We start from the raw sequence: 14,923 nt of genomic DNA on the forward strand, positions 1-14,923 counted from the left end.
TAAGCCTGGAAATTTAAAGTTCAATACACGGTTTCATAATGCATAAATGTCTTTTCTACGGATACGATCTTTATAAGTTGTTGCAGCCCCATTTTTACGATTTTCGTAAAGATCTTCAAGAGATAGTTCAGCCGTAACAACTGTACTTGATTTACTTGTAGTTTCTGCAATTACGCCATTTTCTGTCCAAGGTAAGTCTGCAGGACCTATAATAGCGGTAGTCCCAAATCCATTTAGAATGTGCCCTTGAATTTCGCCAATCGTAGGACAATGAACGACATAGAGTTGGTTTTCAACACTTCGTGCATGAGCACAATGGCGAACTCTCCAGAAACCGTATTCAGAGGTCGTATAGGAAGGGCAAAAAATAATATCGGCACCTTTTTGACTATAAATATGTGCAATTTCTGGAATCTCTATTTCATAGCATATGGCAATACCAAATGTTACTGGTCCAATTTTGAAAACTTCCAATTCATCTCCCTCTACAGTGTTCCAAGCAGATTCAGCAGGGAAAATATGTGTCTTCCGATGTTTAAATACATTGCCATTCCCATCAAAGATATAAGTCGTATTATAATTTCCCATATAGGCGGGTTCAATTGTAGAACCCGCAATAATAATCTGTTTTCTTTTCTGTGAAAGATTATTAAAAAATTCAAGGTAGTCATCTAAAAAGAAACCTAGTTTCTCATTATCTTTTTCTGTGAATTGATTGTAATTGTTATAAGTTGTTAGCAAAGACAAAGTAAATAACTCTGGTAAGAGCACATAATCACTTGTTAGTGGCACATCATTGAATGCATGTAAAATTCGGTCCTTAAAGGTAGAGAAATTATCAACTTTTTGCAATTCAAATTGACAGCTTGAAATTTTTATTGTCATAAGAGCCTCATCACTATATTTTCGTTTTAGAGCGTTCGAAAAGAATATCCCCATCTAATATTGTTAATTCGACTTGAATATCTTTTAAATCTTGTGGAAGGGTTTTCAAAATACTTCGATCAAGTACAATCATATCTGCTAATTTACCAGGTTCTAAACTCCCCTTTATATCCTCGTCAAAACTTGCATATGCACCGTTATAGGTATAAAGACGAATAGCTTCAAGAACATCTATTTTTTGTTTTTCACCAAAGGAAGTTCCATTGGCAGTGAGTCGATTGACCGCTTCGTGAATTCCCATAAACGGATTGTAGGTTGTAACTGGTGAGTCTGACCCCGCAGCAGCAATAATTCCTTGATCAATAAAGTCTCGTGCAGGGTACATAAAGTCTGTACGTTCACCGTAGTTCGTTAAATAACTTTCACCAAATTCATATGGAAATGGTGGATTAGGTATTGGAATCATCTTTAACTCTTTCATTCGTTGCTGTAAATCGGGGCTTGAAATTCCAGCGTGTTCAATGCGATGTCGATGATTTTCACGAGGATTTTCTTTTAAAGCGCGTTCTACAACATTCAAATATGCTTCAATTGCTTGATCACCTTGTGCATGTACAGTAATTTGATAGCCTAATTCATGTGCTTTACCCAGTACTTCATAAATTTCATCCTCGGTGTAGTATAAGATTCCATAATCGTCGGGATTGCTTGTATAACCTTCACGGGTTGCAATAGTCGGACCAGTACTACTACCATCTGTAAACAATTTAGCAGGACCCACTTTAAAAAATTCATTTCCAGTTCCAGTTATTACTCCAGTTTCCATCATATTTAATGTGAACTGCTTACAGTCACTTATACTAGCAATCATCGCATAGACACGAATTTTCAAGTCTCCTTTTTGAGAGGCTAATTGTAACATTCGGTAATTTTCTTTCGAAAACGTTCCAGCTTCATGAACGCTTGTAATGCCAACTTTTAAGAAATGTTGCTGCGCGATTTGAATGGCTTGAAAAACTTCTTCATTTGAGAAAGTTGCTATCTCATTAAACTGCATAAAAGCATTTTCGATTAATCGTCCAGTTAGTTGACCTTTTGCATCTCTTTCTATTAAGCCTCCTTGAGGATCAGGTGTTGTTTCGTCAATATCTGATAGACGTAAAGCAACTGAATTTACAATCCCGATGTGACCGCAAGTACGGGTAATGGCAATCGGATGGTCTACCGTAATGTTGTCCAATTCTTCAAGAGTAGGATATCGTTTTTCTTTAACAGTTTGTTCATTGAAACCCCAAGCACGAATCCACTGACCCTTTGGTGTAGTAGCAGCTTTGTCTTTTAAAGTAGTCAAAATTGCATCTATAGAGTCCAACCCGGGCTCCTTACAGCTGATACTAAGTTGAAAAGTACCATACATGACCAGATGTAAGTGAGCATCAATAATTCCAGGTAGAATTGACTTTCCTTCCAAGTCAATTACTTGTGTAGAATCACAAATTAATTCTTTAATCTCCTCATTCGAACCAACTGCTAATATTTTGTTATCAGAAATCGCTAGAGCCTCACGGATAGAATCTTGTCCATCTACAGTAATTACTTCACCATTTAAAAAAACAATGTTCGCTTGCATCTAAATCCTCCTCGTCACAAAATTTAAATATTCAAAAAAATGAATATATTTGTCGTTTATTTTACCAAAAATAGATTGTCTTATATTTTTACAAAAGGTAATTATTTTCACTTATTTTTAGACAAAAGGTTAAAAGGGTTATTTCTACTTAACTATAAAAATTCAAAAAAGGCTTTATTATGTGCATGCTAATATTACTTTTGAAAAAAACAAATTTATGCAGATCCTTACTACCCCTCAATTTTAATATTTGTATATCAATAAACAATAATCAAACGTCCCAGTCAGATTTAGCAAAATTAAGATTAAATAAAACCATCGCAAACGTATTTCGTAATGTTAGATATCATAGGATGTACAAAATAAATACTTCAAATAATTTATAAACTAATTCATCTCTTCCGTTTGTAATTAAATTTAAAGCCATTACAATTTCTTTTGTTCACTATTTAAATCCATCGAAGAAAGAAAAAATGGAAAGTCTCTAATAATTCCATTAATTTCAATTTGTTCACCACTTAAATTATAAGATCAATAATATGTAATTGAGTAGAAGTAATACCCTAAAAGAAAAGTTAAAGGATAACTAATTGCTATCTTTCCTTCATATTTCTATGCGATTTTCAGGGAAAGAAGCATTTAATACAGCATATGATGTACTTTGTCATACTCTATTAAATATTAGTAGAATCTAAAACAGAAAAATTTGTATAAAATGATTCTTCACCACTAGATTCCCAATAGTACCAAATTCATTTTTACAATTCGATCAATCTTATATCAAAAAAACATCATTAAAATAATACAAATATTCCATAAAAATAGTATATATGTATGATTATCTAACATCCCCTGTATTTTCTACTATAGATTTAACACTTTAGTACTGTTATTATAATGAAGTATTTTTTTAGAAAGGAGGTTTTCCAATGTACGATTCTTATTATTTTAATGATACCGATGCATTCTTCGCTGGTTTTTTCCTTATCATTATGTTGATTTTTCTTGTGATGGGTATTGCAGGCTATGTTATTAGTTCACTTATTTATTATCAGGCATCTAAAGCAAATGGCTTTGGTGATCTTGCCTATGTTTCTTGGATTCCTATTATTAACGTTTATAGCCTTTTCTTATTAACAGCAAAGGGTGATGATGACGTAACAGTTCTTGCCGAAGCGAAAAAGAATGTTTTAATTTATGCTGGATTATTACTTGTTTCATTCATCATTCCATTTATAGGTATACTCGCTTCCTTAGGTCTTTGTTTTTATGTTATGTACTTCACATATCGCCTCTTTTATCGTTGGTCTGGTGAGCCTGGAAGAGCTGTACTTTATATTATTTTATCGTTCATTACATTCGGACTATTCTATTTTATCTACGGCTTAATGAAAATGAATAAACCTTTTGTTGCATAATTACATATGCAAAATGGAAAACCTCTTTACACCTTTAAAAGGGTAAAGAGGTTTTCAACTTATTCACGTAATTTTACACTATAATGTCCCATGGACTTAGGAATACCTTTTAATACAAGTACTCCACAATAGACTAAAAATCTTATTCTACATTCTAAAAAGAAGACACTTGGAAGCTCGTCCATAAAAGGTAAAAGTTCCGCAATCACTGTTCCCGTCTTTATAAAATCTTTAGTTTCTTGCTCATTATGTAGATTTTCTATTGTCTTTATAATTAGTAGATCAAAATAATTTTCTGGTACCCCTTTTATTTCATTATCAATCCATAAACGCAGAACATCGTTAGTTTTCGATAATGTTTCCCATTCATTTTGGAAAATAAGACGGTCCTGAGTAGTTAATGGCTTTTTTTCTTTTATGTTCACAAACAGCTGCGCTAATTGCTGTGAATCAAGCTGACTTGTCGCACAAATAGTCTTATTATGTTCAGTTGTATTAATAAGAAAAATCTCATTTGATTTATCTCGCAATAAATAGAGGAAAAAACGAAGCCCACATTGTTCATTGGTATTATTACCATACCAAATATAGATAGGTACATGATTTGAAATATCTTCTATTTCACGCAAAGTATTTGTAAACTTATTTTGATAAACATCTTCCTGTCCATCGGTAATATTTTCAAATAACCAATCATTTCGGAATGCTTGCCCCCTTTTCTCTTCTAACTTCCACAATGGTCCAATTGAGAAGCAATCGGGAATCCAATCACATGTTTAGGTGGTGCAAGCGCTACTCTCACCGAACCTGCTGCAGATTCAGAGCTAACAATATGAACTGCCTGCGTTGTTAATTGTTGATCTACTGCACGATGTTTTTGAATACAGTCATTTATGATTTCTACTATGTTACATAATTCATCTTGCTCTAAATAGAATCCCCAGCCCTCAATTGCATCATTTTCTTCATGGTTGAATGTTTCTAATAGAGCATGTTGCTGTATTTTATATGTCTCCCATTTACTACTATCCATCACATCTGATGCGTTTAGATAATTTTGTGTTGTAATTCTATAGACAAAAACTGTATTTGACTCCAATAAAAAATAAATAAATGGATAATTTACTTTCGATTCCATAACTTAGCCCCCTTTATTTAAAAATTTTACCATATAAAATATTAGGAACTATTCGTTGTATCTTTGCACACACGCAATTTCCGCTATTCAATTATAAATACTCTCTTACGACACTTTACTTATCAAATGCCACCAACTTGTTGAAAAAGAAGTTAGTTAACAGAAAATATATGCTATATTATAGTTAGAAAATTTCGAATTTCTAATTTTAAAATACAAAGGGGTTTGATGATTGTGTATGAAAATATTTTAAGACATCCAGGACCTACACCTATTCCGAAAAAGGTCCAGCTTGCGATGAATCGCGATATTATTAGTCATCGCAGCAATGAATTTGTGGAGCTTTACCGTGAAACAGTCGAATTAGTGAAACCTATTTTCGGGACAAAACAGGATATTTTACTCCTTCCATCAGGTGGTACAGCTGCTTTAGAGGCTGCGGCGGTTAATACTGTTTCTGCTGGTGAAAATGTTGTTGTAATAACTGTTGGAGCGTTCGGAGACTATTTCGTTTCGATTTGTGAGAAATACGGTTTTCATGTACATAAGCTTGAAAAAGATTGGGGACAAGCTTGCACCGCTAAAGAGCTACGAGAATTCTTGCAGCCGTTAAAAGATATTAAAGCTGTTTTTATAACATACAATGAAACTTCGACTGGTATCTTAAACCCAATTGCTGAATTAGCACAAGTTGTTCGTGAGGAAACGGATGCATTATGTATTGTCGATGGTGTAAGTTGCATCGGTGGATCTCCTGCTGAAATGGATGCCTGGGGAATCGATATTCTTGTTACTGGATCTCAAAAAGCGATGATGCTACCTCCTGGACTTTCTCTTGTCAGCGTTAGTGATAGAGCTTGGAAAGTTATTGAGGAAAATAATACACCGTCCTACTATTTAAACTTATTAAGCTATCGTAGTTGGGCAGAAAAAGGGATGACTCCAAACACGCCTACTGTCACACTTATATATGGACTTTACGAAGTATGTAAACTTATAGAGGAAGAAGGAGGCTTTGAAAAAACAATTGCCCGCCATGAACTAATGAAAAACATGGTGCGCAATGCAATGAATGCCCTCAATATTGAACTTCTCACTAATGAAGAGCATGCTTCTCCAACTATTACAGCGATTATGGCTCCAAAAGGGATTGCACTCGATGACTTCTTGTCACATTTAAAGCAACAATATCATTTAGATTTCGCTGGAGGACTTGGGGATTTGCAGGGTAAAATTTTTAGATTCGGCCATATGGGCTATTGTTTCCCAAGTGATATATTACAGGCCATTTCTTTAATGGAAGCAGCACTTCAAGACTTTGAATATGACTTTGAGCCAGGTGCAGGTGTACGAGCAGCACAGGAAGTATTTTTAGCATCACATCGAAAACAATGCCACGAAAAAGTAAGACTATAATCAGTGAGGTCTTCTGCAAACCCAGAGGTTAGTCTTCACCAATTGGACTTATACAAGCAGTTAATCTCCCATCTAGCTGGTAGTTTTTATTCTTACCACTTGTAATGTGGGATAAAGCTTTATACCTTCAAATCTGTGTATGGATTTGGAGGTTTGTTTATTTATTTGGGTTAATTTCATAAATTCAATCCCTTTAGTTTCAATGGATCCGAAACAAACTTTTCGTTATGGCTTTTTATATTTCGGCTGGGACATAAATAGTCTCGAGAAGAAGTGAAAAAAGTGAAATCGCGTCGTCGATTTCACTTTTTTTCGAAAAATATTAATAGTTTTAAAAAAAATTATTTGAGAAGTGTGAGAGTTGTTGCGATTGCATTGTCAATAAATGATTTTTGTGGTTGAGATTTCATCATGACCGTTAATCCAATTAACGCCACAATTAGAGCCTGTGCTAAAGACTTTGCATCCGTTTCTTCCTCTAACTCACCCGATTGGATTCCTCGTTCAATTGTCTCCTGAAAAATGACGGCTAAATAAAGTTGATGTTCTCTCGTTAAGATCTCAAATCTCTCATCATGAGGAGCTAGTTCAACCATTGTATTGATGCAAAAACAGCCGTTACTAAGATCTTTCGTATATTCAGCAGCAATCACTTCTTCAAAAAAAATTGCAAATGCCTGTTTTACAGAGGTATGACTTTGAAGTCTAGCTCGTATATCAGCTGCTCGAGATGTCGTATATCTGCGAAGTGCTGCTTCGAATAGTTCCTTTTTATCACCAAAGGTTGAATAAATACTCGGACGTTGAATCCCCATTCTCGCAGTGAGATCACTTAAAGAAGTAGCTTCATAGCCCTTCTCCCAAAATAACTGCATGGCAGCCTCTAAAACTTTTTCCTCATCAAATTCACGGGTTCTTGCCATAAAAAATCCACCTCCATTGTTTAAGAGTTATTGAGTTAGTCCCTATAAAATTTTAAATACCAAGCAGTATGTAAACATTGTATAATCAGCTGCTTTTATTGTCAATTTCCATAGTATTAGGTAAATGTGGAGTAAAATAATTTCAAAAAACCTTGACATCATAAACAACACTAAGATATATTTACCAATGATTATATTGTACCGAACGGTATGTTATAATTAAAATCCAATAATGAACGGAGGATATGGTGTGGTCAATGATCTGAGGCAAGAAGTTGATGCTTCTGTGATGAATCTACAACCTTCTATGTCTAGAACTGTAACTTTATTATTCGCAACAGCCTGTGGAATGTCTGTCGCTAATATTTATTTCGCACAGCCGTTGCTTGATCAATTATCTAATGAATTTAATATTGATCACTCGACAATAGGTGTTGTAATTACCATCACGCAGATCTTTTATGGATTGGGCTTATTACTTCTAGTGCCTCTTGGAGATTTACTTAACCAACGACGCTTGATTATCGGACAGATGCTATTATCCACAACGGCTTTGGTTATAGTTGGTACTGCTTCTTTTAGCGTGATGCTTTTTACTGGTATGGCCTTAGTAGGTCTACTTGCAGTTGTGACGCAGACACTTGTGGCGTTTGCAGCAACTATGGCTTCCCCTACAAAACGTGGACGTGTTGTTGGTATTGTTACAAGCGGGATCGTCATTGGCATTCTGCTCGCTCGAACCTTTGCTGGTCTATTAACAGACCTTACAGGATGGCGATCCGTCTATCTAGTCTCTGCCGCTCTCATGCTTGTAATGGTTTGTATGTTTCTGAAGGTGTTACCAAAGGTGGAGCGTGAAGTAAAATCACTCCCCTATCATCAGCTAATTAAATCCGTATTCACTCTGTTTATGCAAGAAAGAACATTACGCATCCGCGCAGTTCTAGCCATGCTAATTTTTGCTGATTTCAGTATTTTGTGGACTCCACTTGTTCTACCACTTAGTGCGCCACCATTAGCTCTTTCACATAGTGTAATTGGCGCATTTGGTCTCGTTGGAGTGGCTGGTGCACTAGCTGCAGCACAAGCCGGGAAACTGGCCGATCGAGGTTACGGACAAAGAACGACAGGTATTGCTTTAGTTCTATTACTCATTTCATGGTTGTTTATCAACTATCTAGAACAGTCGTTATTGGCATTAATTGTAGGTATTGTGTTGCTTGATTTGGCCGTACAGGCAGTACATGTCACTAATCAGACGATGATTCTTCCATTACGTACAGAGGCAAGGAGTCGACTTACTGCTGGGTATATGATGTTTTATTCCATCGGCAGTGCTGGCGGCTCAATAGCTTCTACACAGATGTATGCACACTTTGGTTGGGGAGGGGTTTGTTTCCTCGGAGCTTTAATCAGTGCAATTGCCCTTATTTTTTGGGTTACGACTAAACAGTTTACAAAATATTAGATTTGACTAGGAGAGATGACAAATGGAAATAGGAATTACCTCTTTTGTAGAAACAAAACCAGATGTTCATAGTGGTGAAGTGATTAGTCATGCACAACGTTTGCGTGAAGTAGTTGAAGAAATCATTCTTGCAGATCAGGTGGGACTGGATGTGTTTGGTGTTGGCGAGCACCATCGAGAAGATTATGCTGCTTCCTCTCCAGCAATGGTGCTATCTGCTGCAGCTCCACAAACAAAAAAGATTCGGCTAACAAGTGCGGTAACAGTTCTATCTTCAGCTGATCCCGTACGTGTCTTTCAGGATTTTTCCACATTAGATGGACTATCAAATGGGCGTGCAGAGATTATGGCAGGTCGTGGTTCCTTTATCGAATCCTTCCCCTTGTTTGGCTACAATTTAAATGATTATGATGAACTATTTGAGGAACATTTGGACTTACTTCTCAAAATTCGAGAGTCAGAAAAAGTAGTATGGGAAGGCAGACATCGACCAACAATCAATAATTTAGGTGTGTATCCAAGACCTGTTCAAAACTCCTTACCAATATGGGTTGGTAGTGGAGGAAATCAACAATCTGCTATCCGTGCAGGACTTTTAGGATTACCACTTATGCTAGCAATCATTGGTGGCAGTCCAATGCAGTTTGCACCTATCGTACAGCTCTATAAAAAGGCAGCTGCTCAAGCAGGGCATGATTTATCAAAACTTCAGGTGGGATCTCATTCAATAGGTTTTGTTGGTCCGAATACTGAATGGGCAGCGGATACATTTTTCCCATCAACGAAGGCGGGCATGAATAAATTGGGCAAAGAAAGAGGTTGGCGATATTATGATCGCTCTAGCTATGATGCTGCACGTAGTTTTGAAGGGGCGTTATATGTAGGTGATCCAGATACAGTTGCTGAAAAAATCATCCATCTTCGTAAACATGTAGGGATTACACGTTTTATGCTGTACGTACCATTAAGCACAATGCCACATGATCAAGTCATGCAAGCTATAGAATTACTCGGATCAAAAGTTGCCCCTCGTGTACGTGAGGAAGTTGCCAAATGGGAAGCGGAAATGGCACTAGAAGGACATCCATTTCTTTAAGATATCATTATTTAACAGGAGGAATTTATATGACGATCAATAACCGAGTCTTGCCAGAATTAAGACAGGCTTACTCCCAATTTCCAGGTTTTCGGTTGGAGGAAGATTTAGAGTGGAGTCGAAGTCTCTTGTCCAACCCACCTTCGGAGAAGTCAGAACTTGTACACACATCAATTCGGATGATTCCCAGAGGTGATAGGGACGAGATGTTGGTTAAAATTTATGAACCAGTTGAACGAAATATTAATCAACTTCCAGCGATACTTTGGATTCATGGCGGTGGTTTCGTTATGGGACACCCTGATATGGATGATGTTTCATGTGAACGCTTTGTTCAGACTGCTAATTGCGTTGTCGTTTCGGTTGATTATCGACTTGCTCCTGAGCATCCCTACCCGGCGGCTATAGAAGATTGTTATGCAGGGTTAGTATGGATGACAACCGAGGCACCATCCCTTGGCATCGATGTCAAACGGGTGGCGATTGCTGGCGCAAGTGGTGGCGGAGGGCTAACAGCAGCTCTAGCATTAATGGCTCGCGATAAAGGAGGACCCTCAATTATATTCCAGATGCCACTGTATCCAATGCTTGATAACCGAAATGAAACACCTTCTAGCTACGAGATTACCGAGGATCATGCAATATGGAGTAGAACTAATAATTTGACCGCTTGGGGTATGTACTTAGGTGAGGAAAAGGACACCCATGAGCTATCTCCGTATGCGGTCCCTTCAAGAGCAGATAACTTAGCAGGATTACCTCCAACTTATACATGTATAGGTCAACTCGATTTATTCCGAGATGAAACCATTGAATACGTGACACGTCTTGCACAAGCAGGAGTAGATGTTGAATTCCAACTCTACCCTGGTAGCTTCCATTGCTTTGAAGTATTTGTGCCAGATGCGGAAGTAAGTCGACGAGCTAGTCAGAATTATTTAGAGGCTATGGCACGCGCTCTTTATTCTTAATATCGGATAACCTTAAACTTCAAATGAAGCCCTCTCCCGACTGACTGATTTGAAAAAGTCGAACTGTACAGGAGAACGATACACCTAAGTAAAATTGCAATTTCTGCCAATACTTCACGGCATAATCGACTGAATAATCTTTTATAGCCAGAAATATGAATATGAATGCATTTTCAAAAGCTAAAAATGTTATACTAATAAGCACGTTATAAATTGAGGAGTTAGACAGTATGAAATATTTTAAACCACAAATGCAGCAACTTGTGAAAGAAAACCGTGAATTACATGATCGCCTAAAAGAGTTAATGTCCGAAATGGATTTGCAAAAAAATTATGCTTTAAAAGCTCTATATCACGCAGAAGTAGCGGACGGTGGGCGCTATCAGCAAGATTATCAAGCGTTGGACTATTTATATAAATAACTCTAAATGAGCAAAAGTAATAAACGCAAGAATGTTGATTTTGATAGCATTCTTGCGTTTTCTCATTAACTTACTTCCTTAATCATCAATTCTTGCTACTTGCACTGCCTTTGCCATGTATTCCTCACGCATTTCCACTGGCACCATACTTCCACCTGTTGCCCATACAAGATGGGTAGCTTGCTCCATTTTATCAACTAAATTATGCTTTTCTAAATAACTTTGTCCATTTTTCATTAACTGTATCGGCCCGAACATCCCTGCATGTGCAGATGGCTCTAAAAATAATCCTTCTACCCCCATAACTAATGCTAGTGATTTAAATAATTCCTCATCTTTCACTGTGTAGCAACCACTCACATATGTCTCCATTACTTTGCCAACAAATTTAGAAGCACGACCAACAGCAAGGCCATCTGCTTCGGTTTTATTATTAAGACCAATATCTTCTACACTAATGGCGTCATGCAAACCTGTCATTAAGCCAATTGTCATACAAGGGGATGCTACGGGCTCAGCGAAGAAGATATGGGCATGCTCTCCAAAAATTTCACGTAAGCCGTAAGCAACTCCACCCGGTCCTCCACCTACACCACATGGCAAATATACGAACAATGGATGGGCTTCATTCACAATAATATTCGTCTTTTCAAACTGTGCTTTTAAACGCTTCACCGCCACTGCATAGCCAGCAAATAAGTCCTTTGAATTTTCATCATCAATAAAATGACACATAGGATCTTGTTCAGCCTCTCGACGACCTTGTTCTACAGCAACGCTATAATCAGCTTCATATTCAATAACTGTCGCACCTTTTTCACGCAGCAATGCTTTTTTCCACTCTTTTGCATCACTCGACATATGTACAACGACATTAAAGCCGAGTTTTTTGCCCATAATGCCGATACTTAATCCTAAATTACCTGTAGAACCTACGGCAATTGTGTATTGTTGGAAGAACGTTTGAAAGTCCTCTGTTGCCAATACTGCATAATTATCCTCTTTTGTTAGTTTCCCACTTGCGATCGCAAGCCGCTCTGCATGTCTTAATACTTCAAAAATACCACCACGGGCTTTAATAGAGCCGGAAATTGGCAAGGCATGATCGCATTTTAAGATAAATTGACCTGGTATTAAAACTTCAAATTCCTTTTCAAGAGCTTTCTTTATCAAAGATATATCTTGTATCGATGATTCAATAAGTCCATTGCTTTCCAAAAGCTCTGGAAATACTACTGTCAAATAAGAAGAAAAGCGTTGAAGTGTTTCTTCTGCCTCCTCAACTTCCTCCATTGAAAAAAGATTTGTCTTGGCCTGATTTTTTCGATTTGTATTTTCCCAAAGCACAGTATCATGCTTTGCTAATTCTTTTAGCCTTGGAAATTGATTTAATAGTTCGTGTTTAAGTTCATTTTTCATCTTCAGTTGCCTCCATTTTTTGTGCTAAAATTGCTCGTTCACAAATTTGTCGAAATTTCAATTCGAACGAAATATTGTTTTCTTGTGTTCGTTTTTTAGGTCCTCTCGTACGTCCACCAGCACGTCTAATTTTTTGACCAACATGGCGCATATCGAGCAAACGTTCGATATTTTCATCGGACATTTCTCTTCCATTTTGATCGATTGGATAACCTCCTCTTGCCAAAACCATCGCAGCTAAACCGTAATCCTGTGTAATGACAATATCATGCTTTGAAAGCGCATTCACTAGCGTAAAGTCAACCGAATCTGGACCCTTAGGAACAATAATTGTTATTACATTATCACGTTCAATACGGTGGGACGTATCGCAAAACAAGATTGTTTCTATCTCAAACTCAGATGATATAGAGAGCGCTAAATCCACGACTGGACAGGCATCAGCGTCAATTAAAACCTTCACAATAAAGCATCATTCCTTTCTCATAATTAGATAGATCACTCACCACATTGTTATTTCGATATAATAAAATCTCACCCCCATTTGTTCAATTTTTCACAAACTTAAGACTGTTGAGAAAAGTATTTTATTGAATAGTGCGAAAAATAGATATACGATACACATATCAAATAACTGGAGGTTTTTTACTATGACAACTATAACTGTAAGCAACGACCAATTAGCAAAAGAATACGTTGATGGTGTATTCGAGCAACTTAAACAACAAAATAGTTATCAAGCGGAGTTCTTACAAGCAGCTGAAGAAATTTTCATTTCATTAGTGCCTGTATTTGCACAACACCCTGAATATATTAAAGCCAATATCCTATCTCGTATCGTTGAGCCAGATCGTATCATTTCTTTCCGTGTAGCTTGGCAAGATGATAACAATCAAGTTCACGTAAACCGTGGTTACCGTGTGCAATACAGCAATGTAATGGGGCCATATAAAGGCGGTCTTCGCTTCCACCCTTCCGTAAATGAATCAATTATCAAATTCTTAGGATTTGAACAAATCTTTAAAAATGCTTTAACAGGCCAACCAATCGGTGGTGGTAAAGGTGGATCAAACTTCGACCCTAAAGGTAAATCAGATTCGGAAATCATGCGTTTCTGTCAAGCATTCATGACTGAATTATACCGCCATATTGGTCCAGATGTCGATGTTCCAGCAGGTGATATCGGTGTTGGAGCTCGAGAAGTAGGCTATTTATGGGGTCAATATAAGCGTTTAACAAAAGCAAACGAATCTGGTGTATTAACTGGTAAAACTCCTGGCTACGGTGGTTCTTTAGCCCGTAAAGAGGCAACTGGTTATGGTACTGTATATTTTGTAAAAGAAATGCTTAAAGACACCAACGATTCATTTGAGGGTAAAACAGTTGTAGTTTCTGGCTCTGGTAACGTTTCAACATATGCAATTGAAAAAGCACAAGCCTATGGCGCAAAAGTCGTTGCTTGCTCTGACTCTTCAGGCTATGTTTACGATCCAGAAGGTTTAGATCTTGCTGCAATTAAAGAAATTAAAGAAGTAAAAGGCGATCGTATCTCCACTTACTTAAACTATCGTCCTAATGCTACATTTACAGAAGGCTGCACTGGTATCTGGACTATTCCTTGTGACATCGCCCTTCCATGCGCTACTCAAAATGAAATTAATGGCGATTCAGCTCGTACTTTAATCTCTAACGGTGTGAAAGCTATTGGTGAAGGTGCAAACATGCCATCAGACCTTGAAGCAATTAACGAATTCTTAAATGCGGGCGTATTATTCGGTCCAGCTAAAGCTGCTAATGCCGGAGGTGTTGCTGTATCTGCTCTTGAAATGGCGCAAGATTCTAGTCGCGTATTCTGGTCATTTGAAAAAGTAGATGCTAAATTACATGAAATTATGAAAAACATTTACGCGGACAGTAAAGCAGCTGCTGAAAAATATGGTTACCCTGGGAACCTTGTAGTTGGCGCGAACATCGCCGGCTTCATAAAAGTTGCTGATGGTATGCTAGCTGAAGGCGTTTATTAATAACAATTTAAAATCCCTTTCACAAGATGATAACAAATATTCGTTATCATCTTGTTTTTAGTTAGAAACAGAGTTAAAAAACACAAAAAATATTGCTTAAAACGAACATTTTT

General features: G+C 37.2%; 14 protein-coding genes. 7 read left to right on the top strand and 7 right to left on the bottom strand.

Features of this window, described 5'->3' with window-relative positions; genetic code table 11:
* Nucleotides 1–33: 33 nt before the first annotated feature.
* Together ACQKMV_RS15035 and ACQKMV_RS15040 are read right to left on the bottom strand one after the other, a co-directional pair.
* The gene (locus ACQKMV_RS15035) at nt 34–885 is read right to left on the bottom strand and encodes a nitrilase-related carbon-nitrogen hydrolase (RefSeq protein ID WP_427504912.1); all 852 of its coding nucleotides are present in this window, start codon (nt 883–885) and stop codon (nt 34–36) included.
* A gap of 13 nt (nt 886–898) precedes the next feature.
* Nucleotides 899–2,515 carry an amidohydrolase gene (locus ACQKMV_RS15040; protein WP_427504914.1) on the bottom strand — a complete coding sequence of 539 codons (1,617 nt, stop codon included), beginning with the start codon at nt 2,513–2,515 and terminating at the stop codon, nt 899–901.
* 929 nt (nt 2,516–3,444) lie between these two features.
* Between ACQKMV_RS15040 and ACQKMV_RS15045 the strand changes: the two genes are divergently transcribed.
* Nucleotides 3,445–3,933: a hypothetical protein gene (locus ACQKMV_RS15045; RefSeq protein ID WP_427504915.1), complete on the top strand. Its 489-nt coding sequence runs from the start codon at nt 3,445–3,447 to the stop codon at nt 3,931–3,933.
* Between the two features lie 59 nt (nt 3,934–3,992).
* Here ACQKMV_RS15045 and ACQKMV_RS15050 read toward each other — a convergent pair whose 3' ends face one another.
* Together ACQKMV_RS15050 and ACQKMV_RS15055 are read right to left on the bottom strand one after the other, a co-directional pair.
* Nucleotides 3,993–4,670 (bottom strand): DUF1835 domain-containing protein, encoded by a 678-nt coding sequence (locus tag ACQKMV_RS15050; protein WP_427504916.1) that lies wholly within the window; start codon nt 4,668–4,670, stop codon nt 3,993–3,995.
* On the bottom strand, nt 4,658–5,071 hold the full coding sequence (locus ACQKMV_RS15055; protein WP_427504918.1) for a hypothetical protein: 414 nt from the start codon (nt 5,069–5,071) through the stop codon (nt 4,658–4,660). The genes ACQKMV_RS15050 and ACQKMV_RS15055 overlap by 13 nt, the downstream gene beginning before the upstream one ends.
* A gap of 234 nt (nt 5,072–5,305) precedes the next feature.
* On the opposite strand from ACQKMV_RS15055, the gene ACQKMV_RS15060 reads away from it, so the two are divergent.
* Nucleotides 5,306–6,487, top strand: a complete 1,182-nt coding sequence (locus tag ACQKMV_RS15060) for a pyridoxal-phosphate-dependent aminotransferase family protein (RefSeq protein WP_427504919.1) — start codon at nt 5,306–5,308, stop codon at nt 6,485–6,487.
* A gap of 341 nt (nt 6,488–6,828) precedes the next feature.
* Here the strand turns inward: ACQKMV_RS15060 and ACQKMV_RS15065 are convergent, their stop codons facing one another.
* Nucleotides 6,829–7,410, bottom strand: a complete 582-nt coding sequence (locus ACQKMV_RS15065; RefSeq protein WP_427504920.1) for a TetR/AcrR family transcriptional regulator — start codon at nt 7,408–7,410, stop codon at nt 6,829–6,831.
* 232 nt (nt 7,411–7,642) lie between these two features.
* Here ACQKMV_RS15065 and ACQKMV_RS15070 point away from each other — a divergent pair, with 232 nt between their 5' ends.
* From ACQKMV_RS15070 to ACQKMV_RS15085, 4 genes are all read left to right on the top strand, one after another.
* A complete protein-coding gene (locus ACQKMV_RS15070; protein ID WP_427504922.1) occupies nt 7,643–8,878 on the top strand; it encodes an MFS transporter in 1,236 nt (411 codons plus the stop codon).
* A 22-nt stretch (nt 8,879–8,900) separates the two neighbouring features.
* Nucleotides 8,901–9,974: an LLM class flavin-dependent oxidoreductase gene (locus ACQKMV_RS15075; RefSeq protein WP_427504923.1), complete on the top strand. Its 1,074-nt coding sequence runs from the start codon at nt 8,901–8,903 to the stop codon at nt 9,972–9,974.
* 29 nt (nt 9,975–10,003) lie between these two features.
* A complete protein-coding gene (locus ACQKMV_RS15080; RefSeq protein WP_427504924.1) occupies nt 10,004–10,945 on the top strand; it encodes an alpha/beta hydrolase in 942 nt (313 codons plus the stop codon).
* A 230-nt stretch (nt 10,946–11,175) separates the two neighbouring features.
* Nucleotides 11,176–11,367, top strand: coding sequence for a hypothetical protein (locus ACQKMV_RS15085; protein WP_049666523.1), 192 nt, complete (start codon nt 11,176–11,178; stop codon nt 11,365–11,367).
* Nucleotides 11,368–11,445: 78 nt separating this feature from the next.
* On the opposite strand, the gene ACQKMV_RS15090 is transcribed toward ACQKMV_RS15085, so the two are convergent.
* Together ACQKMV_RS15090 and ACQKMV_RS15095 are read right to left on the bottom strand one after the other, a co-directional pair.
* Nucleotides 11,446–12,786 carry a D-serine ammonia-lyase gene (locus tag ACQKMV_RS15090; protein WP_427504926.1) on the bottom strand — a complete coding sequence of 447 codons (1,341 nt, stop codon included), beginning with the start codon at nt 12,784–12,786 and terminating at the stop codon, nt 11,446–11,448.
* Nucleotides 12,776–13,249, bottom strand: a complete 474-nt coding sequence (locus ACQKMV_RS15095) for a YaiI/YqxD family protein (protein ID WP_427424486.1) — start codon at nt 13,247–13,249, stop codon at nt 12,776–12,778. The genes ACQKMV_RS15090 and ACQKMV_RS15095 overlap by 11 nt, the downstream gene beginning before the upstream one ends.
* A 187-nt stretch (nt 13,250–13,436) precedes the next feature.
* On the opposite strand from ACQKMV_RS15095, the gene gdhA reads away from it, so the two are divergent.
* Nucleotides 13,437–14,810, top strand: a complete 1,374-nt coding sequence (gdhA, locus tag ACQKMV_RS15100) for an NADP-specific glutamate dehydrogenase (RefSeq protein WP_427504927.1) — start codon at nt 13,437–13,439, stop codon at nt 14,808–14,810.
* Nucleotides 14,811–14,923: the final 113 nt, after the last annotated feature.

The organism is Lysinibacillus sp. NPDC094403 (assembly GCF_050278745.1).
Lineage (GTDB): Bacteria > Bacillota > Bacilli > Bacillales_A > Planococcaceae > Lysinibacillus.